General features: G+C 61.1%; 21 protein-coding genes. 7 read left to right on the top strand and 14 right to left on the bottom strand.

Annotation, left to right across the window (positions count from 1 at the left end; translation table 11 throughout):
- Window positions 1-11: 11 nt before the first annotated feature.
- The 3 genes from fabD to GLS_RS10880 form a co-directional block, all read right to left on the bottom strand.
- Window positions 12-956, bottom strand: a complete 945-nt coding sequence (gene fabD / locus GLS_RS10890; RefSeq protein ID WP_041112234.1) for an ACP S-malonyltransferase — start codon at window positions 954-956, stop codon at window positions 12-14.
- 72 nt (window positions 957-1028) lie between these two features.
- Window positions 1029-1775 (bottom strand): hypothetical protein, encoded by a 747-nt coding sequence (locus tag GLS_RS10885; protein WP_041112233.1) that lies wholly within the window; start codon window positions 1773-1775, stop codon window positions 1029-1031.
- A gap of 41 nt (window positions 1776-1816) precedes the next feature.
- Window positions 1817-2695, bottom strand: coding sequence for a class I SAM-dependent methyltransferase (locus tag GLS_RS10880; RefSeq protein WP_041112232.1), 879 nt, complete (start codon window positions 2693-2695; stop codon window positions 1817-1819).
- Window positions 2696-2941: 246 nt separating this feature from the next.
- On the opposite strand from GLS_RS10880, the gene GLS_RS10875 reads away from it, so the two are divergent.
- Complete coding sequence (locus tag GLS_RS10875) at window positions 2942-3721, top strand: acetoin reductase (protein WP_041112231.1); 780 nt, start codon at window positions 2942-2944, stop codon at window positions 3719-3721.
- A 45-nt stretch (window positions 3722-3766) separates the two neighbouring features.
- On the opposite strand, the gene GLS_RS10870 is transcribed toward GLS_RS10875, so the two are convergent.
- The 4 genes from GLS_RS10870 to GLS_RS10855 form a co-directional block, all read right to left on the bottom strand.
- Complete coding sequence (locus GLS_RS10870; protein WP_041112230.1) at window positions 3767-4492, bottom strand: glycine betaine ABC transporter substrate-binding protein; 726 nt, start codon at window positions 4490-4492, stop codon at window positions 3767-3769.
- Window positions 4493-4567: 75 nt separating this feature from the next.
- Window positions 4568-6664, bottom strand: a complete 2097-nt coding sequence (locus GLS_RS10865) for a M13 family metallopeptidase (RefSeq protein ID WP_041112229.1) — start codon at window positions 6662-6664, stop codon at window positions 4568-4570.
- A gap of 71 nt (window positions 6665-6735) precedes the next feature.
- Complete coding sequence (locus GLS_RS10860; RefSeq protein ID WP_226986578.1) at window positions 6736-7413, bottom strand: Dabb family protein; 678 nt, start codon at window positions 7411-7413, stop codon at window positions 6736-6738.
- A 58-nt stretch (window positions 7414-7471) separates the two neighbouring features.
- Window positions 7472-8293: an acyl-ACP desaturase gene (locus GLS_RS10855; protein WP_041112228.1), complete on the bottom strand. Its 822-nt coding sequence runs from the start codon at window positions 8291-8293 to the stop codon at window positions 7472-7474.
- A gap of 103 nt (window positions 8294-8396) precedes the next feature.
- Here GLS_RS10855 and bioB point away from each other — a divergent pair, with 103 nt between their 5' ends.
- The 4 genes from bioB to GLS_RS10835 all read left to right on the top strand — a co-directional run bounded on the left by bioB (window position 8397) and on the right by GLS_RS10835 (window position 13160).
- Window positions 8397-9437 carry a biotin synthase BioB gene (gene bioB, locus GLS_RS10850; protein ID WP_041112227.1) on the top strand — a complete coding sequence of 347 codons (1041 nt, stop codon included), beginning with the start codon at window positions 8397-8399 and terminating at the stop codon, window positions 9435-9437.
- A gap of 123 nt (window positions 9438-9560) precedes the next feature.
- Window positions 9561-10862, top strand: a complete 1302-nt coding sequence (locus GLS_RS10845; RefSeq protein ID WP_041112226.1) for an Hsp70 family protein — start codon at window positions 9561-9563, stop codon at window positions 10860-10862.
- Between the two features lie 299 nt (window positions 10863-11161).
- Window positions 11162-12721, top strand: a complete 1560-nt coding sequence (locus GLS_RS10840; protein WP_226986577.1) for a carbohydrate porin — start codon at window positions 11162-11164, stop codon at window positions 12719-12721.
- A gap of 157 nt (window positions 12722-12878) precedes the next feature.
- Window positions 12879-13160, top strand: coding sequence for a hypothetical protein (locus GLS_RS10835; RefSeq protein WP_226986576.1), 282 nt, complete (start codon window positions 12879-12881; stop codon window positions 13158-13160).
- Between the two features lie 57 nt (window positions 13161-13217).
- Here GLS_RS10835 and GLS_RS10830 read toward each other — a convergent pair whose 3' ends face one another.
- From GLS_RS10830 to GLS_RS10810, 5 genes are read right to left on the bottom strand one after another with little or no spacing between them, the layout of a single operon-like run.
- Window positions 13218-14120 (bottom strand): tetratricopeptide repeat protein, encoded by a 903-nt coding sequence (locus GLS_RS10830; RefSeq protein WP_052327562.1) that lies wholly within the window; start codon window positions 14118-14120, stop codon window positions 13218-13220.
- Entirely contained in the window at window positions 14117-15073 is a 957-nt protein-coding gene (locus GLS_RS10825; protein ID WP_041112224.1) for an MlaD family protein, read from the bottom strand. Before GLS_RS10825 ends, GLS_RS10830 begins: the two co-directional genes overlap by 4 nt.
- The gene (locus tag GLS_RS10820; protein WP_041112223.1) at window positions 15073-15792 is read right to left on the bottom strand and encodes a P-loop NTPase family protein; all 720 of its coding nucleotides are present in this window, start codon (window positions 15790-15792) and stop codon (window positions 15073-15075) included. Before GLS_RS10820 ends, GLS_RS10825 begins: the two co-directional genes overlap by 1 nt.
- Window positions 15785-16609 carry an MlaE family ABC transporter permease gene (locus GLS_RS10815; RefSeq protein WP_011253537.1) on the bottom strand — a complete coding sequence of 275 codons (825 nt, stop codon included), beginning with the start codon at window positions 16607-16609 and terminating at the stop codon, window positions 15785-15787. The genes GLS_RS10820 and GLS_RS10815 overlap by 8 nt, the downstream gene beginning before the upstream one ends.
- A complete protein-coding gene (locus GLS_RS10810) occupies window positions 16606-18924 on the bottom strand; it encodes a cache domain-containing protein (protein ID WP_041112222.1) in 2319 nt (772 codons plus the stop codon). The genes GLS_RS10815 and GLS_RS10810 overlap by 4 nt, the downstream gene beginning before the upstream one ends.
- A 195-nt stretch (window positions 18925-19119) precedes the next feature.
- On the opposite strand from GLS_RS10810, the gene ygfZ reads away from it, so the two are divergent.
- Both ygfZ and hisI read left to right on the top strand, forming a co-directional pair.
- Window positions 19120-20013 (top strand): CAF17-like 4Fe-4S cluster assembly/insertion protein YgfZ, encoded by an 894-nt coding sequence (gene ygfZ, locus GLS_RS10805; RefSeq protein WP_226986575.1) that lies wholly within the window; start codon window positions 19120-19122, stop codon window positions 20011-20013.
- Window positions 20010-20420, top strand: coding sequence for a phosphoribosyl-AMP cyclohydrolase (gene hisI / locus GLS_RS10800; protein ID WP_024716786.1), 411 nt, complete (start codon window positions 20010-20012; stop codon window positions 20418-20420). The genes ygfZ and hisI overlap by 4 nt, the downstream gene beginning before the upstream one ends.
- Here the strand turns inward: hisI and GLS_RS10795 are convergent.
- On the bottom strand, window positions 20408-21172 hold the full coding sequence (locus tag GLS_RS10795) for a ribonuclease T2 family protein (RefSeq protein WP_041112221.1): 765 nt from the start codon (window positions 21170-21172) through the stop codon (window positions 20408-20410). The two genes, hisI and GLS_RS10795, sit on opposite strands and share 13 nt — an antisense overlap.
- Complete coding sequence (fghA, locus tag GLS_RS10790) at window positions 21169-22017, bottom strand: S-formylglutathione hydrolase (RefSeq protein WP_041112220.1); 849 nt, start codon at window positions 22015-22017, stop codon at window positions 21169-21171. The genes GLS_RS10795 and fghA overlap by 4 nt, the downstream gene beginning before the upstream one ends.
- Window position 22018 lies beyond the last annotated feature (1 nt).

The following is a 22018-nucleotide window of genomic DNA, read 5'->3' as shown; positions in this document are numbered from 1 at the left end:
ATCGGTTGTCCTTACAGGGTCTTGAGCAGGGCTTCGATTTCAGTGGGCGTCCCGGCATTGCTGGTCACCAGTTCCGGAGCAATGCGACGGGCCAGACCGCACAGGACCTTGCCTGCGCCAAGCTCGTGCATGTTCGTCACACCCATGGCCACCATCGTCTGCACACTTTCGCGCCAGCGTACCGTACCCGTCACCTGCTTGACCAGCAGGTCGCGGATTACGGCAGGGTCAGTGACCTTGGCGGCCGTGACATTGGCGATGACGGGAATGGACGGTGCGTTGAGGGTCGCGGTCGCCAGCGCCTCTTCCATTTCGCGGGCAGCCGGCGCCATCAGCGACGAATGGAACGGTGCGGAGACCGGAAGTTTCACGGCGCGCTTGATGCCATGCTCCTTGGCGACGACGATGGCGCGGTCAATGGCGCTCATCACACCGGAGACCACGATCTGGCCACCCCCATTGTCGTTGGCGATCTCAAGCGTCTCGCCCTGGGAGGCTTCATCGCAGATCGAACGGGCCTGCGCGGCATCAACACCCAGAAGAGCGGCCATGCCGCCCTCACCCGCCGGAACCGCGCGCTGCATGGCCTGTCCGCGCAGACGCAGTAGACGTGCGCCTTCCGCAATCCCCAGCGTACCAGCGGCAGCCAGGGCGGAATACTCACCCAGCGAATGACCGGCCACCAGAGCCGCCTTGTCTGCCAGCTTGAAGCCACCTTCGCTTTCCAGAGCACGCACGGCGGCCAGCGAAACCGCGAACAGCGCCGGCTGGGCGTTTTCGGTCCGCGTCAGCTCGTCCGCATCGCCGGAGAACATCAGGCGCGACAGATGATCGCCGAGCGCCTCGTCCACTTCCTGAAAAACGGCGCGGGAGGATGCAAAAGCCTCATTCAGGGCCTGACCCATCCCGACGGACTGGCTCCCCTGTCCCGGAAAGACGAACGCGTGAACCGACATGGATCCCCCTGCTGGCAGTGAATTTAAGGTTCCGCGTGATGCGTCCTTGTGGGCCATCTGTCAAATCCCGCGTCACTTTTTCCGTTTGAGCGTGAAGAACTCGTTCGTCGGCACCTTCACGCGGATCATGGAAAACGGCCGGTCCGAGCGGAATACCGTGCCGTCCTGATAGTCCTGAGGCCGGAGAATGAAGGTGTAGGGCACGGATCCCTGATTATCGACCAGAAGCCGCGTCGTTCCGTTCTCCACAGCCTCGAACCGTGCGCCGGGGGCGACATCGACCTTCAGGCGATGGGCGTCCGGGGCCAGAAAGGCGAGGATCACGCCAAAGAAATCCCGGATAGCGGCGTTGATCTCCCCCATCCAGACCCCGGCCTGCTCTTTCGTGAAAGAGGGCGTGGGCAGAGGAGCCACCTCGATCGCCAGTTCAAGCTGGACTTTCCGATCGGGCGACAGGGTCAGCAGAACGGGCGGATTTTCGGCCAGAAGCGCATCGGAACGGGGAAAATGCATGTCCCGGTCCTGCCCTACGAAGAGCGGAATATCGCCGCCTTTGGCATGGAGCACGACATGCGCCTCGGACGGCACGCCATGATCCGGCAGGATATCGCCCAGAAAATGCAGCGACAGGTCCTTCCGCGCGCGTTCGGGCAGACGGTCGAACCGGTCATAGACCCAGTGTATGCCCTTGTAGCTGCCGACGCGCATCGCATGCTGCCCGGTGACGGTGACGGTCTCCGTTGTCTGGGCAGGTGCAGCGGAGAAAGACAAGAGCACGAGAGCTGCGAACAGGACCGCACCGATACCGGCTTTTCTCAAACCCCTCTCCTCACGTCCCGTCGCTTCATGACAAATGATGACTACCCGATCTTCTGCATCACGATCAGGACCTGTGGCAACCGCACAGGGTTGTCCATGTATTCGATCAGACGGAACAGACCGCCCCAGGTCTTGATGATATAATTGCGCGGAATGATCGCCTCGCCATAATGCGACTGGGGCTGTGGTGGTTTCGAGGACGCCGCATGCAGGAAGCGCCCGGCTTCGAATTCTGCGTTGGCCCGCGCCTCGTCGATAAAACTGTCCGCGCAGACTTCATGCCAGGGGTGTTCAAGCCTGATCCCGGACGCGCGCTTGAGCCTCTGCTCGGCACAGAAGGCGATGAACCTGCGGCTTTGCGTCGTCATGACCAGCATCCCGCCCGGTTTGAGCAGGCGATGGAACTCCCGCACCCAGTGCCCGGCCAGAAATTCGTCCAGATGCGAAAACACGGACCATGACGTGATCAGGTCAAAGCTTTCGGACGTCAGGAGCATCGGCGGCACCAGACTGCTCCCCAGGAAGTTGAGCGCGGGATTGGCCCGCCGCGCCGCCATAAGAAAACGGTCCGTAGTTTCCGCGCCGTACAGATTGGCCGGCCGGATATCCTTCATGAACAGCCGTGCGATGCGTCCCCAACCACAGCCAAAATCCAGCAGCGTCGTCTCGGGGCGGACCGGACGCCCGGCATAGGCGCAGTACGCCTTGATTTCCCGGAAGAAGACATGCGCCTCATGGATGGAAATTTCCCCGTGATGCCCATGGATTTCCCGCTGAAGATCATCCGGCGGAAACGACGGCATCGTCACACCCTGGATTTCGGGGATATGGACGGACGACACCAGAACCTGAAGCCATTCCTCATCGCTGATGCCACCAAAGGTCTCAAAAACGGCGCTAATGCTGTCCGGGTGGTTCATCAAGTCCTGCCGAGGCTTCTTCGTAACGTTTATTTAACGCATCCTCGCAGGCCCGGAAACAGATGACCAGAGCAGGTTTATGAAAATTATCCTTACCCAGGACAGCCCCCGTCCTCTTTGACACAATCCTGTGTCAGGCCTGCCGAACAGGCGATTTTTTGTGGAATACGGAAAGCAAAGGGTCGATGGTTCCCGCCGTCATGGCAGTCACATGCCGATGACGGACAATCGAAGGATCTTTTTTCAATGTCCCTTTCTGGAAAAATCGCCGCAGTCACGGGTGCAGCCCAGGGTATTGGCAAGGCCATTGCGCTTCGTCTGGCCAAGGATGGCGCGGATGTCATCCTGCTCGACGTCAAGCAGGACACGCTTGCCGAAACCGCAAAGGAAGTTGAAGCTCTCGGCCGGCGCGCTGTGGCCCTGACGGCCGATATCAGCAACCGCGACCAGTTCCGCAGCACACTGGCCGATGCTGCGAAGACGCTCGGCGGCCTGGACATCATGGTCAACAATGCGGGGATCTGTCAGGTCAAGCCGATCCTGGACATCGAGCCTGCGGAAATCGAGAAGATCTTCAGCATCAACGTTCAGGGCGTGCTCTGGGGCATGCAGGCGGCTGCGGCCCTCTTCAAGGAGAAGGGCACCAAGGGCAAGATCATCAATGCCTGCTCGATCGCCGGTCACGAAGGCTATCCCCTTCTGGGCGCCTATTCCGCAACCAAGTTCGCCGTCCGCGCCCTGACGCAGTCGGCTGCCAAAGAACTCGCCTCCTCGGGTATTACCGTCAATTCCTACTGCCCCGGCATTGTCGGAACCGACATGTGGGTTACGATCGACAAGCGCATGGCCGAAATCACCGGTACGGAAATCGGCGCGACCTACAAGAAATACGTTGAAGGAATTGCTCTGGGCCGCGTGGAGACGGCGGACGATGTGGCGGGCTTCGTCGCCTATCTGTCCAGCAGCGACGCCGATTACATGACGGGTCAGTCCGTCCTGATCGACGGTGGTCTCGTTTTCCGCTGAGATCATAAAAAAAAGGGGGCCGGTTTCCCGCGCCCCTTTTTTTTATCAGCGACCGATGAGACGGCCGCGCTGCCAGGCTTCGGCGGCCCCTTCCGGGTCCTGCCCTTCCACGGAAATGACATAGTCCAGGGCGCTCATGACCCTATTGCCGAGCATCATTTCCGAAAGCTCGTCGAGCAGATCGCTGTCCGCCTGACGGGCCACGTCTTCACGCATGATCATCCGGGCCGACATTTCCCCGCCCAGCAGATGGGCCGGATCCTCGATTACCGTCAGCAGATCCGTATGGAAGACCGCATGAGGCTGCGTCGCCACGACCAGCGGCTTCTCTCCGGCATCGCGGGCCTTTTCCAGACGCTCGATCAGCGCCCCTTCCCCGATGCTTTCGATCGGCAGCACCGAGAGGGCCGGAAGCTGCTTGAGAGCATCTTCCAGCGCCTGACGGCTGTCATCGCTGACGATGATGCGGTCCACGTCCGCGGATGTGAGCGTCCCGACGGCACCCAGCGGTGACAGGGCCGCAAAACTGACGACAGGCTGGTACAGATCGCCCAGAACCCGACGCCCCGGACCGGCAAATTTTTCGTCCCGCGGAAACCATGCAGAGACGAGAAGATCGACTTCCGCCCCTTCGAGAGCGTCCTCGATATCATCGGGGTCCAGATCGACATATTCGACCTCGACCTCGTAAGCCTCAAGAACGCGCGCGACCGCGCTGGCACAGCCCGCATGCAACGAGGTGTACAGATGGCCGATCGTCATTTGCGTCATGAGAATGGGTCCGTCAGGTAGAAAAAGTGAAACGTGAGACCGTGATTAGGCCCCACGTTCCGATTTGTCACGACCTTACCAGATCTTTACGCGCTGATCCGGTGCCAGATAGAGCTTCTGGCCGGGCTTCACACCAAACGCGTCATACCAGGCATCGATGTTGTGAGCCGGGATGTTGACGCGGGTGATGGCCGGGGCGTGCTCGTTCGACAGCATCTGCTGACGCAGCGCATCCGGACGATCCTTCTCACGCCAGACCTGAGCCCAGCCGAGGAACACGCGCTGATCACCGGTCAGACCGTGCACGACCGGCGCGGGCTTGCCGTGCAGCGAGTCATGATAAGCCTGCAGACCTAGGTTCAGCCCGCCGGAATCCGCGATATTCTCGCCCATGGTCATCTTGCCGTTCACATGCGCCCCCGGCAGGACTTCCTGTGCGTCGTACTGCGCACCCAGACGGTCGGCCAGCTTCTGGAACGCATCCGTGGAGGCCTTGGTCCACCAGTCGCTCAGGCGGCCATGCTCGTCGTAATGACGGCCCTGGTCGTCGAAACCATGGCTCATTTCGTGACCGATCACGCCGCCGATGGCACCGTAATTGACGGCGACATCACCCTTCGGATCGAAGAACGGCGGCTGAAGGATCGCGGCCGGGAACACGATCTCGTTCATCGTCGGATCGTTGTAGGCGTTCACCGTCTGCGGCGTCATGCCCCATTCGTCACGGTCGACCGGCTTGTCGAGCTTGTCCAGATCGTGCTGCCAGTTGAACGCCACGCCACGCACGGCATTGCCGTAAACGTCGCCCTTGCGGATCTCGAGCTTGCTGTAATCCCACCATTTCTTCGGATAGCCGACCTGAATGGCGAAATGATCGAGCTTGTTCAGGGCTGCCTTGCGGGTCGGCTCGTCCATCCAGCTGTTGTGCTCGAGGCGCTCGTGGAAGGACGCCTTCACTTCCTGCACCAGCGACGTGATCTGCGCCTGTGCGGAAGGCGGGAAGTAACGCGCGACATATTCGCGGCCCAGAGCCCAGCCCAGAGCACCGTTCGTCACGCGCACGGCGCGCTTCCAGCGGGGGGACTGCTGCGCCACGCCCGACAGCGTATGGCTGTTGAACTCGAACGACGCGTCATAGAACGTGCTGGACAGATAGGCCGCAGCATTGTCGCCGAGATGGAAAGCGAGCCAGGCACGCAGCGTTCCGATATCCGCACCCTTCAGGACCGTGGCCATGGCCTTGATCCCGGCCGGCTCACGCACGTCGATCTTGCGGTTTTCCAGCCCTTCGGCCGGCAGGCCGGCACTGATCAGGAACGTGGCCCAGTCAAAGTCCGGAGCAAGCTTCTGAAGTTCGGAAACCGGCATCGGATTGTAGGTCTTGATCGGATCACGGGTCTGGTCACGCGGGACCTCGACCTTGGCCAGAGCCGTCTCGAGATCGACGACGGCCTGTGCGTTCTTTTCGGCGTCCGGCCAGCCTTCAAGCGTCAGCATCTTGGCGATATAGGCCTGATAGGCCTTCTTCTTGTCCGCCAGCTTGGGGTTTGTATAGTAGCTCGTATCCGGCAGGCCGAGCCCGCCGCCCACACCAATGCTCATGCCCTGATCGAGCATCAGCATATAGTGCTCGGGGTCCTTCTGGTCCTGCTCCACGCCGATCTGGAATGTCGTGAAAGCCATGGATTTGAGCGATGAACCGAATGCCGCGGCCAGACCCTTGCCGTCATTGACGTTGCGGATGGCTTCAAGATCGGCAGCGAGCGGCTTGGCACCCAGGCGATCCACAGCCTTCTGGTCCAGGAAGCTGGCGTAATAGGTGCCGATTTTACCCATGTCGTCCGTCGGCTGGTCAACGGACTTCTTTGCGGCTTCGTCAAGAATGGTCTTCTGACGCGACAGGGACAGTTCGTAGAGGATACGGAACGGGCCGTAGCTGCTCATGTCGCCAGGGATCTTGAGGTTCTTGAGATAGGTGCCGTTGGCATACTCGAAGAAATTGTCGCCCGGCTGGACAGCGCGGTTCATTCCGGCTTCGTCAAAGCCCCAGCCCGCGTTGTATCCTGCAGCCTGCGCGCCAGAGACCATCAGTCCTGCTGCCAGGGCAAACAGGCTGGCTCCGTGTTTCAGAGCATGTCGTGACGTAAGGAATCGTTTCACATTAAACCTCATTCCAGAGTGGTGCCCCTAGAATGAGGTATAAAATATCATTTCGTCAAAAGGACGGAACGTAAACCGCGCGATCAGCGGTTGTGCCTGGCTTTCTTCGCCTTTGTGCCCGTCCCGGCAGGAGTGACTTCAGCCGCAACCGTGTAGTCGAACACGACAACCTTCTCGAGATACGGGGCCGCGAATTCCTTGAAGGCTTCATGGGCCGGGTCAAAGAATGCAGGATCCGTTACAATGGGTTTGCCGACATAGTAGTTGCGGTCGCCTTCCGAACGGAACGTCACGAGGAACGCCTGCTGCAGGCCGGCATCCGCCCCTTCCCCGCTGCTCTGGAAGCCGGTTTCAATGCTGGCGACGACCTGCTTTCCGTCCATGCGGCGGCTGTCCTGCACCAGATGCAGGAAACGGCCCGAGACTTCGGCACGCTGGGCTGTCGTTGAGTCCTTGGTGTAGCGGAACATCACCATGTGGCGGACCGGACCGACATGCCAGTCAGGCGCCGTGAACTGTGCGTAGCCGACCTGCTTTGCAAGCTGCTGGGCGGACAGGGTGGCGGGGCTGAGCATATCGGTCTTGACCGGCCCGGATGAGGCGATTGGAAGCGAATACGGATCCGCTTTTGCGGCCGGAAACTGATACAGCCCGACGGCACAGAGCGCCAGAGTGGCCCCATAGACGGCACGACGGGAGAAAAGGGCGGAAACGGTCATCTCGATCTCCGGACGCAGGGTGGGAAAACTGCTGCCTTTCATGGCACAACCGCCCTGTTTCGTCTTCTTTTTTCAGTATCCCAATGTTTCGTTTCCGGACTCAGGCTTCCACGGCCTTCTGGAAGACCTTCCGGCGCCACTGCATCAGACGATAGACAACATTCGCGGCCAGCTTCTGCCAGCGCGAATGGGGCGTGAAACCGATGGTCTTGAAGATCATCGCCGTTACCCGGTCGATATGCTTGGGCTTGTAGAACCCCATGGCCTTGGACATGTAGGCCGCAATGCAGCGCTGGTGATCGTAAGCCATGCCAGGCGGCTCATTGGTGGTGTGGTAGGCGGAGGCCAGCTCGTCGTCCTCGCTCTCGGTCACACGGCCCAGCGCAATGCGCGTCCGCGCCCAGACACCGAGCTTCTCGCGCTTCAGGTAGCGGCGCATGTGATCGTAGAACAGCTTGAAATGCCGGTATTCATCGGCCGCGATCTGCTTGCAGATGGCCTTGAGCAGCGGCTCATCCGTCGCATCGGCCAGCGCCGTGTAGAACGACGACGTGCCGGTCTCGACCATACAGCGCGCGATCAGTTCGCCCGTGCGGGACCCGCGGATCGAAGCATCCACATCGGCATCGATCTTGTACGACGCGCGATAGCGGTCGAACGCCTTTTCATAATCCCAGGACGGATCGGCGAGCATGGCCCAGCGGCCGAGCGCGTCCCCGTGCTGCACTTCCTCGACGGCCCAGTTCTCGGCTGCCTTGCTGAAATCCGGATCGCCCACGAAGACGCGACGGAGATACTGGGCGTAGTCGAGACCGTTCTTTTCCACCACGGAAGCTGCCTTCACGAGGGGGATGATCTCGGGATCGACGCGGGAAGGATCAAAGGAGTTCCAGTCCATCTGATCGATATGCCAGTGTTTCATTCTGCGACCTCGTCCGTTTTCCGGCTCATCAAGAGTGACGATGAGATGACACGATGGGACAATTTTGGGTAGGTGTGATGCAGCAACCCTTGGAGATTGATCCGTGACGGCCACCACCACGACCAAGCCAGACGTCCGCCACGACTGGACCCGCGACGAAGTCGAAGCCCTTATCAGCCTGCCTTTTCCGGAGCTGATGTACCGCGCGCAAACCCTGCACCGCCGGTACTTTGACCCCACGAAAGTGCAGATTTCCACGCTTCTTTCGATCAAGACGGGTGGCTGCCCGGAAGACTGCGCCTATTGTCCGCAAAGCGCGCTGCACGAAAAAAGCGTCAAGGCCGAGCGCCTGATGGCCGTGGAGTCCGTCATGAAGGAAGCACGGGCTGCCAAGAAGGCCGGTGCAGGCCGATTCTGCATGGGGGCCGCCTGGCGCACGCCGAAGGATCATGACCTCGACACCGTCTGCGAGATGATCGAGGGCGTAAAATCCCTCGGGCTGGAAACCTGCGTGACGCTCGGGATGCTCGACGCCCAGCAGACCGAGCGCCTTAAGACCGCAGGGCTGGACTACTACAACCACAACCTCGACACGTCCGAGGAGTTCTACGGCTCCATCATTTCCACCCGCACCTACCAGCAGCGCCTCGATACGCTCTCGAACGTGCGCGACGCGGGCATCAATGTCTGCTGCGGCGGAATCGTGGGCATGGGTGAAGACCTGTCCGATCGCGCGGGCCTGCTCATGACGCTCGCCAACCTGCCCAAGCACCCCGAGAGCGTGCCCATCAATCTGCTCGTCCGCGTCGAAGGCACCCCGCTGGGTGAGGCCGAAGCCGTCGATCCGATCACCTTCGTCCGCATCATCGCCACGGCCCGCATCATGATGCCGGAAAGCCATGTCCGCCTCGCCGCAGGCCGCGAGAACATGACGGACGAAGCGCATGCGCTGTGCTTCCTGGCGGGTGCGAACTCGATCTTCTGCGGCGAGAAGCTCCTGACCACGCCGAACCCGGCCGAACACCGTGATCGGCAGCTCCTCTCCGCGCTTGGCATGTCGCCCATGGTGCAGTCCGAAGCCGAGATGGGCACGATGCGCCCGGCCGTGACGGAAGACGCCGTCTGCGAGATGGCCGTCTCCTGATCCTTGGTCCACGTCTGAAAGGGGAAGCGTTCGAAAGGGCGCTTCCCCTTTTTTATGCTTGGCCTTTGCCCGCTTCTTCCCTAAACCCACGCCCTTTGCCCAAACCGGAAGAAAGCAGAACCAATGACGGCGCCCGGACACAACCAGACCAAAATCCGCGTCGGAATTGACTTCGGCACCACCAACAGCGTGGTCGTGATCGCCGATGAAAACGGCAATACGCACCCTGCCCGCTTCGTCTTCACGGATCATGCGACCAGCGAAACCTGCCGCACGCTGCTCTGCCTGTGGATGGATCAGGAGGGACGACGCCGCGTCATGAAGGATGCGATCGGGCTGGACGCCATCGAGGCCTATCTGGACGATCCGGCCGAGAGCCGCCTCATCATGTCCATGAAGACCTATCTCGCGCAGGGGTCTTTCCGTGAGACGCGGGTTTTCAGCAGCGTCATGACGCTTGAAGCCCTGATTGCGCGCTTCCTGACGTCGCTCATGGACAAGGCCGGACTGAACCCGGGCGATGTAAGTGCCACGATCGGCCGTCCCGTGCGGTTTGCGGGCGAGCTGGCCGATGATTCGCTCGGTGTCACCCGTCTGCGCGAGAGCTTTCTGGAAGCAGGCTTTCCCGAGCCCAATATCGTCCTTGAACCCGAAGGCGCAGGCTGGCGCTTCATGCAGCGTCTCGACAAGCCCGCCACGGTTCTCGTCGGCGATTTCGGCGGTGGTACCAGCGATTTCTCGGTCATGCGTTTTGATCCGCATGGAAGCCAGCGTGTCACAACGCTGGGCCATTCGGGTGTCGGCATCGCCGGTGACCAGTTCGATTACCGCATCATCAGCCATGCCGTCGCCCCGGCTCTGGGACGCGATGCGACCTATCGCGTCATGGGTGGTCAGCCCCTGCCCGTCCCTGCCGAATGGTTCGCAAGCCTCGGCCGCTGGCATCGCCTGTCGCTGATGCGCACGCCCCAGACCCTGCGGGACATCGCCGATGTGGCCAAGACATCGTCCGAGCCGGAAAAGCTGCGCAGCCTGCTGCGACTGATCGAGGATCAGGAAGGCCAGAACCTCTATCGCGCGGTCGGACAGGCCAAGAGCGACCTGTCGCGTCAGGACAGCACCGTCCTGCGCTTCATTCACCGCGATCTGAAGATCGAAGAGACCATCACGCGCGCGGATTTTGAAAGCTGGATTGCGCCTGATCTGGCGCGGTTGGACGACGCCATCGAAGACGCCATGGTTCAGGCCGGGCTTGGACCGGACGATATCGACCGGGTCTTCCTGACCGGGGGCACGTCCTTCGTGCCTGCTGTCCGCGATCTGTTCGACCGTCGTTTCGGGGCGGAGCGTGTAGACGGCGGATCGGAATTCGTCTCGGTCGCCGCAGGCCTGGCCCTCATCGAACGTGAGCACCATCAGGCCTGAACAGGTCCTGATCCAGTCAAGCGCCCTCTGAATCCGTACCAAACCGGTCTTCGGAAAAGCTGCGTCAGCCATCCTGCAAGTTGCGGAATGGCTGAGCAAATCCACGACAATAAATTATACTTTTTTATTTAGTGAAGAAAATTCCAGATTATGTGATTGGGAATTTTCTTCATTAAGGACTTTATCTTTCCATGAAACGCCACAAACGCACCATGCACGTTCATTGGGCCTTCTGTGCTCGTCCACTATATTTAAAATAACGCGCCATATTTACTATGATCGCAGGAAAGAATACCAAGATGTCTTGTAAGTATTTTTTAAAAATATTCCTGCAGATTAATATTCTTTCGGCTATTGGCACCCTTCCCCTGACCGTTCATGCTCAGGATACATCCGCCGTCGCTCCCCAGCATGTTCTCCCTGCGGCGCCTCGCCAACTGCCCTCCACAGGCTCGGCCATCGCCCTGCCACCCGTCCAGAAAGCCCCGGCTCACCCTGCGCATCCGCCCGCACCATCTGCCGATCATCTGGGCGCGATTTTCGATAGGGAGAGTATTTCGTCGCTGCTCAATCGCAATGATGACGCTCTGCGGCGCAGCGATCTCACCGCCGGTTATTACGTACCGGCGGAAGCCTTCGGCCATATCGCGCCCCAGCTCTCGCCCTACCGGAACTGGCTGGCAGAGCGCGGCTTCAGCTTCGAGTTCTCCTACAAGGGGGAAGCCATGGCGAATGTCGGCGGCGGGATCAGCAAAGGCATGTCCTACGCCCATGAACTGACCTTCAATACACGATGGGATCTGGGCAAGCTGCTCGGACTGGATGGCTGGATCCTGCACGCCGTGATGATGGAGCGTGCTGGCCGCGAGGTCTCCTATGACCATGTCGGGGACCACCATATCCTGCTGAGCGAGGTCTACAGCCTCTCGGGCCATGCAGCAGCCCATCTGGCGGACATCTATCTTGAAAAATCGTTTTTCAATAACCGCCTCAACATCAATATCGGCCGCATCACGCTGACGCATACCTATGCGACGTCCGTGCTGCTCTGCACGTTCATGGTGCAGTGCTCCGCGCCGCCCGCCATCAAGGCTGACGAGGGCTGGAGCGTCTATCCGAAAGCCAACTGGGGCGGCACGCTGCGTTTCAAACCCACACGGGACCTGACCCTGCGAACCGGCGTCTACCGGGTCGGTGCGCTGACGGAAAATCCCAGCGGCTGGGCCTGGGGCAGTGAACACTCAACCGGTGTCATGCTTCCGATCGAACTGACCTGGGAGCCCTTTATCGGTCCAGATAACCTTCCCGGCCATTACAAGCTCGGCTTTGCGCATGACACATCGCCTTATGCGGATCGCCTCGGGACCATTCCGGCAATGTTCGCGAAGGAAGTCTTCCATGACGCCACAAAACCGCGCGACACGTTCTATATCGAAGCGGACCAGATGGTGTATCGCAAGGGCGGCCAGCATCAGATGGCAGGCGGATACATCCTCGCCGGCTATGTGCACAATACGCCCAGCGTTTCGACGTTCTCGGATCAGGTCTATGTCGGCGCATCACTCCTCGGCATTATCCCCCGCCGCCCGTTCGACCGGTTCGGCGTAATGTATTCCTATTACCAGATGAGCCCGGCCATCACGGTCGGTCAGCGTCTGAGACAGCTTGCAGGCATGTCCATGGGGGCGTTCGTCAACGGCCCGCAGACCCATTCCGCCATTCTGGAAGCCTATTACGGTGTCCCCATCCGGCCGGGTCTCGTTCCGCAGCCGGAGTTTGAATACATGATGCGCCCCGGCCAGACCTCGATTATTCCGAATGCGACACTGGTGGGCCTCAAGGTCCTCGGGAACCTGTAATATTAAGTCATAGATAACGAATCCGTTACTTGTGATTTAACAGAAACGTTATTCTACCACATAGTAATTACCCGTTCGTGATTTGGAGCAGGACATCCATTTACATAATCTGAAATCCCATAAGGATTACAGCCAAGGGACTTTCAGCATGAAAACGATGCTTGCTTCTTTTTTCGTTCTTGGACTTCTGGGCGGCACAGCCCTTGCGCAGGAGCCCAAGGTTGAGAATGCTGTCGCCAGCACGACTTCAGGCGAGAAGCCCCGGGTTACACAGGCGGCAGACCGCCCCAACAGCGAGACCTGCAATCAGGTCTGGGTCAATACCGCCACGCATGTCTATCACGTTCAGGGCAGCTTCTGGTACGGCGCCACGGCCCACGGGACCTATATGTGTGAAGCGGACGCCAAGCGTGCAGGCAATACCCGCGGCCAGTTCTGACAACGTTACAACAGGCTTCAGACCTCATGAGGTATGGGGTCTGAAGCCTGTGATCGGTCAGTCGGATGCGCCGAGACCTGACTGGTCGACCGGGGTTCCATGAACCTGCACCGTAACCTTTCCGGGTTCCGCCTTTTCAGATGAAGTCTCTTTGGGCGCGGCCCCATCGTCTCCAGCCTGCTTTGCCGCCACCTGCTCGCTGATTTTTTCCTGCTGGCGAAGGGCCGCAGCCTGTGGCTGATGCCCCGCCGCCTCGGCCGCATCCGCCGCCAGAGTGAGCGCACGGCGCATCCCGCGATAATCCAGCGCATCACGGCGGCTTTTCACAACCGACAGGGCCTCGCTGCTGGCCAGTTCAGGCTGCCCGCGCAGCAGGTTCAGACGGGCCGTCAGTTCCTGCTGGTCAACCTGCGCGCTGCTTTCACGGAAGGCCGCCAGATCATTCACGCGCTGGGCCAGAACCGTGTCCTGCCTCAGATCCGCTGCGATCAGACCTGACAGGTAAAGCGCCCGTTCACGGATTCCCATATCCGGAGACTGAAGCGCCCGCGCCACAGCCTGGGACGCAAACACCGTGTCATGAAGCCTGTACAAGGCGGCCGCGCGGATCACGGCCAGGTCGGACGTATCCGAAACACCGCGCAGGCTGAGCGCGGCTTCGGTCTCCCCAAGACTTTGCAGGGCTTTCTGCGGCTCGTCTTCCGCCAGCAGGACTGTCGCCAGATTGAAACCGGCCTCGTGAATGGACGGCGCATCATCGCGCATCAGGGCACGGTCCATCGCGGTCCGGTACTGGGCCTCGGCCTGTGTGGCCTGACCGATCCCATAGACGCTCTTGCCGGTATCCATGGCATCTTCATAAGGCTGATCGGGCTTTGGCCCCTTCGTCGCGGTCGAAGATGAGCAGCCGCCCAGCGTCAGGACCATCACGCCCGTGCAGGCCAGAAGAACGCGCTTCATGGCCGCACCGCCTGTGCCGGCAGACGACGAGAGGGCTCCTGCCTGCTGCCCCCACCGCCCAGCAGCCACAACCCGCGCAGCTGATCCGTCAGCTTGCGCAGACTGCTCGCACTGGCCTCCGCCTGCGCCAGCAGGGCCGGAAGCTGCGCCGTAGCCGTATTGGCATGCGCCACGGTCTGCTGCACCTGCGGCATACTCTGACGCAGGCTGGCCGTGGCGGCCCTGGCATTGGCCATCGTTCCATCAACCTTCGTCATGACGCCGCCTGCCTGTTTTTCAATAGGTCTGAGATCCGCGATGACAGCATCGAGATGCGCCAGGGCCGCATTGGCCTTGTCGAGCACGTCATCCTTGACCAGCAGTCCGCCGATCGTGCCCTGCCCTTTTCGCATGTCAGTCAGCATGTCGTTGACCTGCGTCGTAATGAGCTGGACGTTGTTCATGGCCGGCACGAGCTTGTTGCGCAGATCCATGACGGTCTGGGTAATCACATCCGCCGGGTTGGCCTCGACCGTCGCCTGAAGGACCGCGTAATCCCAGTCGAGCGGCTTGCCCTTGCCACGGCCCAGCTCAATGTAACTTGCGCCCGCCACGATCAGGCGATGGCGGATGATGGCCGTGCTGTCCTGGCGGATGAAGTTGGCGAACTGCGGGTCCAGATCCCCTTCCGCATACATCCGGCCCGTCTCGTTGAGCTTGAGTCGCCGGATTTCACCCGCATGAACCCCCATGACCTCGATATCATTGCCGATCGCAAGCCCGGCCACGCCGCTTTCGGGGAGCACGAAATGCAGTTTCTTTTCCGGCGTCAGCCACTGGCGCAGGAAACCGGCCTCCACGACGGCGACCGAGAACATGACGATCGCGGCAAGGACAAGCAGCCCGACCCATTCATCCGCATAGCGGTTCTGAAAGAGCGGACGGGCGGTTTCGGTCTGGCGTACGCGAAACATCAGGAACCTCGCATCGAAAACAGTCCGTCATCATAAAGGCGCAGGCGGATGGTGGCGTCGGACGCATAATCCCCCCACCCGCTTTCATCCGGAGCCATCCACACAACCGCGCATCCCCGGTCCCGCAGATCGGTCACGAGAGACAGGAACGCATTCATCAGCCCGGCCGAGGCCCCTTCCATCGGATGCTCCAGCAGCAGAAGCGCCGGCTCACCCATCATGGCCCGCACACAGGCCGCGCGCTGGCGGTCCATGGCCGACAGGCGGTTCGGCGGGATCACCGGAAGGCCAGGCAGGCCAAGCCGGACGGCAAGATGCACAGCCTGGGACTGAAGCCTGTCGATCGGGATGCGTGTATGGTGCAGTTGTGGCCACAGGATGTTCATGTGCGTCCCGTACAGGTCCACCCATCCGCCCGTCATCACGACCCGCCCGATCCGGCCCCGCAGCGCGTTGCTGCGCCGTTCATCAAGATCGGCCCAGTCCAGCCCCATGCAGCGGACATGACCATCGCCGAGCGGAATAAGGCCAACGCACATATCGGCAAACAGCGCAGCCTGCCCCATGTCCCGGCACTCGATCAGGGCGCATTCGCCGGCATTGAGACGCAGGTTATAGCGGCTCGACACCAGACCGCTCTCATCGAACTGCGGCCTAGCATCCAGCAGCTCAAGCCGGGCATCCAGCGTATTCGGGAAGACATCGTCAGTCTCAGCCATCGAAGCACACGCTGAAAACGACGTTGATGACCATGATGGACAGCATCCCGCGTGCAAATCCGCGCGGCAGCATGCTCGACAGGTCGTCCTCGGTGGTGACATCCATGCCGGACAGACACGAACACACGCCCACGGCATAGCCGCTGAAAATGAACTTGGCCGGGATCACGAAATAGTCGATCGGCTTCACGCTGCTGACGACCTGATCCAGAAACGCCCAGATCGGCATCGTAATCGCATCCTCGACACGACAGACGGCATAGCCGACCAGAAGGGCCGTCATGCTGAAAATAACGCCAAGCGTGAAGCCGCTGATCGTCATGGCGAGACTGCGTGGCAGCAGGAACGAGATGAACGGATCGATCCCCATCCCCGTCATGGCACGCATCTGCCCACCCGTCGTGAGCGTGCCGAGTTCGGTGAGCATCAGCATGCCCGACCGTCCCAGCAGGATCACGCCGACCAGAACCGGGGCGATCTCGCGCACCAGAACCGTGGAGAGGATGGAGCCCGTCATCTGTGCCATGCCTGCGAAACCGAGCCAGTAGACAGTCTGCGCCACGATACCGAAACCCGTCAGCGCCGCCGTCACCAGCGTGCTGAGAATGCCCCCGCCCACAGCCTGATGCAGGGAGGCCCAGAACTCGATCCGCACCGTCCGCCGCCAGGTCGTCAGCCGCGTCGCCTCGCGCATGATGCCCCAGCCGGCGCCGATCATCATGAGCGTAAAACGCATCTGCGTGCGGGAGAAATATCCCAGATGCACCAGCATGCTCCGGACCATCGTGATCCGGTCGAGATTGCGCAGCACTTTCATCGACGGCCCGCCAGAATGAAGCTGCGGGTAATCCCGCTATGGGGCAGGTAGAACATTCCCCTCTCACGGAAGAGGAAATGCTCCCGCAGGATCATATAGGCCTGTTCGGACACCTGGATCGTCCCCGCATCCGGCGAACTGCCGGTCAGCAACTCGGCACCATTGAGCGCATCACCCCAGATGTTGAAGACCGAAGGCCCTTCTCCGAGCTCCGATGCCATGACCGAACCCACATCCATGCCGATCCGGAAAACGGGATCCAGATCCGCCGCGGCCAGCGAGGACAGGCACGCCTCACGGATCGAGACCGCCGCATCCGCCAGCCGCACAGCCGCGGACGGGTCCGGCGTCTGCGAACAGCCGCCCACGAGGACGAGCCGGTTGCTTACGACCTGAACGGAGAACAGTCCGCTGTCACGCGCGATTTTCTGGATTTCCAGACTGAGCGTGCGGATGACGTTCATGGCGCGCGCGATGCTGTCACGATCCGGCGCATAGGGGTCCACGAAGGAAATGACCATGACCGGAACCTGCGGATACACACCCGCCGCAACCGGCTCACCGGCCGTGGCCGACGGCTCCAGAAGAAAACCCTCGTCAAACCGCGTGTCATGCTTTTCTGCCGGTATCGCCAGACCGGAGGGCCCTTCGCCCCCCGCCGCATCGAACGGTTTGGCAAAACGCAGAGCCACGATGGAGCCCACGATGGCGATGATGTGCTCCATCGTCTCCGGCTGGCCGGGATCTTCCAGCACGATCGCGCCAACGGTCTTGTGCGCGTTGCGGACCGGCTGGAATAGCAGCGTATTTGCCCCCACGGCCCGCATGATGACACGCTGGAAGTTCTGGGTGCGCTCGTCCTGCGAGGCATCCGCGATCGACAGGGTATGCCCCTCGTCCAGAGCCTCGAACAGCTTGCCATTGTCCCGCCGGCTGATCTCGACGCCCGTGCTGTGCACGTCGCGCGACGGATCGAAAGCATCTTCGCAGAGCAGACGGTCGCCATCCGGCAGCAGGCGCCACAGACTGGCACGCCGTGCGCTGGTCCGGGCTGTCAGGGCCTCCGTCAGGATCGGGACTTCATGCGCGGGATCGAACAGGTCCGGCGTGCTGGCAATTTCCAGCAGCGAGGCATTCTCCGCCTTGACCTGATCCCGCCCCCGCTGGAGCCGCTTTCTCAGACGTTCCACATGCCGCCCCTGCGCGACCAGCGCGAGCGCCAGCACCGAGGCCAGTCCGACGACCAGCAGCGAGAACCCGATATTCTGCCGCCGGGCCGTCTGGGCAAAATCGGCAAAATCGCTTTCCGGCGCATTCAGCAGCAGCACCCAGTGCCGATGCACGAAGGGCAGTTCGGAAGCGATGGTGACGTAATTCTTGCCCCTCGCCTGCACCACGCCTGTACCCGGTCCCTTGATCCGGAAACGATTAAGCGCATGAATAAAGACGGGCTGCGTCTTGGGATCGAGGAACACATTCCCCGGATCGAAGGTCTTGGGATCCTGCCCGGCGGCGACATTGTGCCCGGCGATGATCTGGCCGTGCATGTCCACGATCACCGCCTGTCCACTGCGCCCGACCTGAAGCTTGTTGAGAAACGAGGTCAGCTGGTTCAGCGAAATGTTGATCGCAAAGACCGATTTGTGCCCGTCATGTCCGTCAAAGGCGAGCGAGGCCGTGATGATGAACTGATGGGTCGAAATATAGGCGTAGGGATCAGTCCAGTGGAGCTGCCGTTCCGGGTCGTTCTGATGCTTGACGGCTTTGGCAAACCACGGGCGGGTGACGACATTGTAGCCCTCCGCCGGGTCCGAGCTTTCACCCGTAACGTTGCCGTCCTTGTCCGTATAGACGTGATGATAGACCTGCTTGCCGTCATCGGTCTGGAAATGGGTCTGCTCGAACCCGTCCTGACCGTGCCGCGTGATCATCCAGAACTGGCCCTGATCATTCGCGATATAGAAGCTGTCCACCTGCGGCGTATGCGTCAGGATGGAGCGGCCATAGAGCATGAACGTGTCAGGCGTGGCATTCGTCAGCGGATCGCGGAACATGTCCTGCGCGATCAGGGCACCAATGGAGGCCGGGGCGAGATAGTCGCTGACCTCCTGTGTCACATAGCGCTGCTGGCTGCGCAGAAGATCGTTAGAGAGCGAAATCGCGCCCTTGCGGGTCGTCTGGTAATTGTGAAGGCTGATGCCTGTAATCGCGGCGATGACCAGAAGCACGCCCACGAGAGGACCCAGGATCTGGAATATCCTTCGCCGGTCACTGGCAGGGCTCTGGGTGGGATCCACGATTTCTGCGGCTGACAACGTTCTTTCACTCCGAACAGAGACGGGGTCGCGGAACAGGGCCGTACTACCGCGATAGGCCAATATCCTCCGACTATTACCAGACTGCAACCCGCAGCCATGAACTGAAACACGCCTGCACGTCCGAAGTTTACTGTTTCCACATAATCCGGTCAGAGGTCTTCCACGCATTCCAGCCCGACACAGAGATGGCGGATGACGGATTTGCCCGCTATGGTCGGGCGCTTTTCCAGCAGGGTGGTTTTGCTGGAAGCCGTCGGAACAGCGGTGTCTCACATGCACGAATATCTTTCTCACCGCGCCGTCCTGTCATTTACGGGAACGGACCGCGCCAGCTTTCTTCAGGGACTCATCACCAATGACGTCCAGAACCTGACGGACACGACAGCCGTCTGGAGCGCGCTGCTCACCCCGCAGGGACGCTGGCTGAGCGAATTCTTCCTGTATGCCACGCCTGACCGCATCCTGATGGACTGTCCGGCCGATCACGCGGAGATGCTCGTCAAGCGCCTCTCCCGCTTCCGTCTGCGCGCGGACGTGCAGATCGAGAACACGCCTTTTCAGGTCATCACCGGCGCGGAAGACCACGCGGTTCCGGAAACCGTCCTCACGAGTGCCCCCGACCCGCGCTGCGAGGGGGCTGGATGGCGGGCGGTCGTGACGGAACCCGCCCAGGGCGGTGAGACGGCGCCTGCATTTCTGGAACGGCGTCTGACGCTGGGCCTGCCAGACGTCATGGATTTTGAAAGCGAGCAGACACTGGCGCTCGAAGCCGACATGGACCTGCTGCACGGCGTGTCCTGGAAAAAAGGCTGCTATATGGGGCAGGAACTCACCGCCCGCACCCATTACCGCGGCCTCGTCAAACGCCGCCTCCTACCGGTTGTCCTGTCGGAGGGCACGTTCCCCGACGAAGGCGGCATCATCGTTTCCGGTGAGCGTGAAGTGGGCGACATCCGCTCCCGCAGCGGCAATCGGGCGCTCGCCATGCTGCGACGTGACGCCTGGTCCGCATCGGACCTGACATGCAATGGACAGCCACTTTCTGTAGTCTGGCCCGTCTGGTTTCCCGAGGAGATGCGTTCGTGACCTATGTTCCCCCTGCCCCGTCCATCGTCGATGACATCATCGCGCAGGTGAAGTTCGACGCGAACGGTCTGATTTCCGCGCTCGCACAGGCGCCGGATGGCGTGGTGCTGATGCTGGCCTGGATGAACGCAGACGCCCTGCGCGAGACGCTGCTGACGGGCCGGGTCTGTTACTGGTCCCGCAGCCGCCAGAAGCTGTGGCGCAAGGGGGAGACCTCGGGCCAGCAGCAGAAGCTTATCGAAGCCCGGCTCGACTGCGATATGGATGCCGTTCTCATGATCGTCGACCAGACCGGCGTGGCCTGCCACACCGGGCGCCGGAGCTGTTTCTATCACGGGGTGACGCCGGACGGGCTGCGCGACACCTCGCAGCCCGAAATCAGCGCCGAAGAGCTTTACGGCCGCTGATCAGCCGCAGACGGCGCCGTCCAGCCCGGCACGAGGAACGTGGCCGGGCAGCCGTTCTGGTCGTCCGGTGAGGACAGATAGGCGCCTTCATAGGGGAAGCGCGAGAGCTTCTTCGGATCCAGCGTGAACCAGAGCTGCGTCAGCACCATCTGGCCGTTATGGGCCGGTTCGCAGCGAACCTGAAGCGCCCGGCTGTCCCGGACGTTCATAAGACGCGCGAAGGTGGCCAGCATGTCATCGCGGTTGACCTGAAATCCGGCCTGCTGCGCCAGCCACAGCCCGAAAGCCGAGGCCGCGAACCGGTCCCGCATTTCCATGGACGTGATGAAGAAGCGGTCCGCATCATAGCCAAAGCAGCGGGCGTGCTTCGTGTATTCATGCACGTAAAGCGGCTTCTTCAGATGCGGCACAACACCCCGGAGCGCCTCAACCGTTGTCGGCAGAAGCTGCGGCGGGGTGTCGTTGTGATCGTAGAGATCACACCCCTTGGACCACCACTCCTGCACCGGCACCCCCTGCGCTTCCAGCGCATGTGGTTCGGACGCCCACAGCCCGTGCAGACCGATCGAAATCCGATGGGTCTGGTCCCACTCACATCCTGCACCCGAAGCACAGAAACCCGGCTGCCATGTCAGCGCCAGCGTGTCATGTCGGAAATCGGTATGGGCCGTGGGTGTGATCGAAGGCCCGGTTGGAGCCTGCGAAACGCAGCCTCCCAGCAGGAAAAGAGCGGCAAGAACAGAACGCTTCACGCAGATAGTCCCTTGGCATGATGGGTCAGATGGTCCGCAATGAAACTCTGCACGAACCAGTAGGAATGGTCATACGCGGCATGCCGGCGCAGTTCGAGGGACTGTCCGCCTTCCCTGGCCGCAGCTTCGAGCGCATCGGGGCAGAGATCTGCCAGATACTGGTCCATCAGCCCCTGATCCACGAGAATGGTGGACGGATGCGTGTGCCTTGAACGCAGCAGAAGCGTGGGGTCACAGCTCTGCCATTTCGCCGGATCACCGCCGAAATATGCATCAAACGCTTTCTGCCCCCAGGGCACGATGCTCGGATGGCAGATCGGCGCGAAAGCCGAGACGGTCTTCCAGCGATCGGGATATTTCAGCGCCTGAAGCAGTGCGCCCATGCCGCCCATGGAATGTCCCATAATGCCGCGCCGCGCGCCGTCCAACGGATAGAGCCGCTCCGTCAGCGCGGGTAGTTCCTCGCCGACATAGGTCTCCATCCGGTAGTGATGGCTCCAGGGTTCGGACGTGGCGTCGATATAAAAGCCGGCCCCCGATCCAAGATCGTAACTGTCATCCTCGCCCTTGATGCCCGTATGGCGCGGGGACGTGTCCGGGGCGACAAGTGCGATGCCATGTTCGGCGGCAAAGCGGATGGCATTGGCCTTGATGAGGAACGTCTCCTGCGTGGCGGTCAGTCCGGCCAGCAGATGAATGACGGGGACTTTCTGCCCCGCAAGCGCCTCTTTCGGCAGGAAGATTCCGAACGTCGCGGGAACACCGAGCGCCTGCGAATTGTGCCGGACAAACCGCAGGGAGCCGTCAAAACAGGCGTGATGCGCCAGAACTTCGATATCGGACATG

This window comes from Gluconobacter oxydans DSM 3504 (assembly GCF_000583855.1).
Classification (GTDB): domain Bacteria; phylum Pseudomonadota; class Alphaproteobacteria; order Acetobacterales; family Acetobacteraceae; genus Gluconobacter; species Gluconobacter oxydans.
This window is presented reverse-complemented; position numbering and strand designations above follow the sequence as displayed.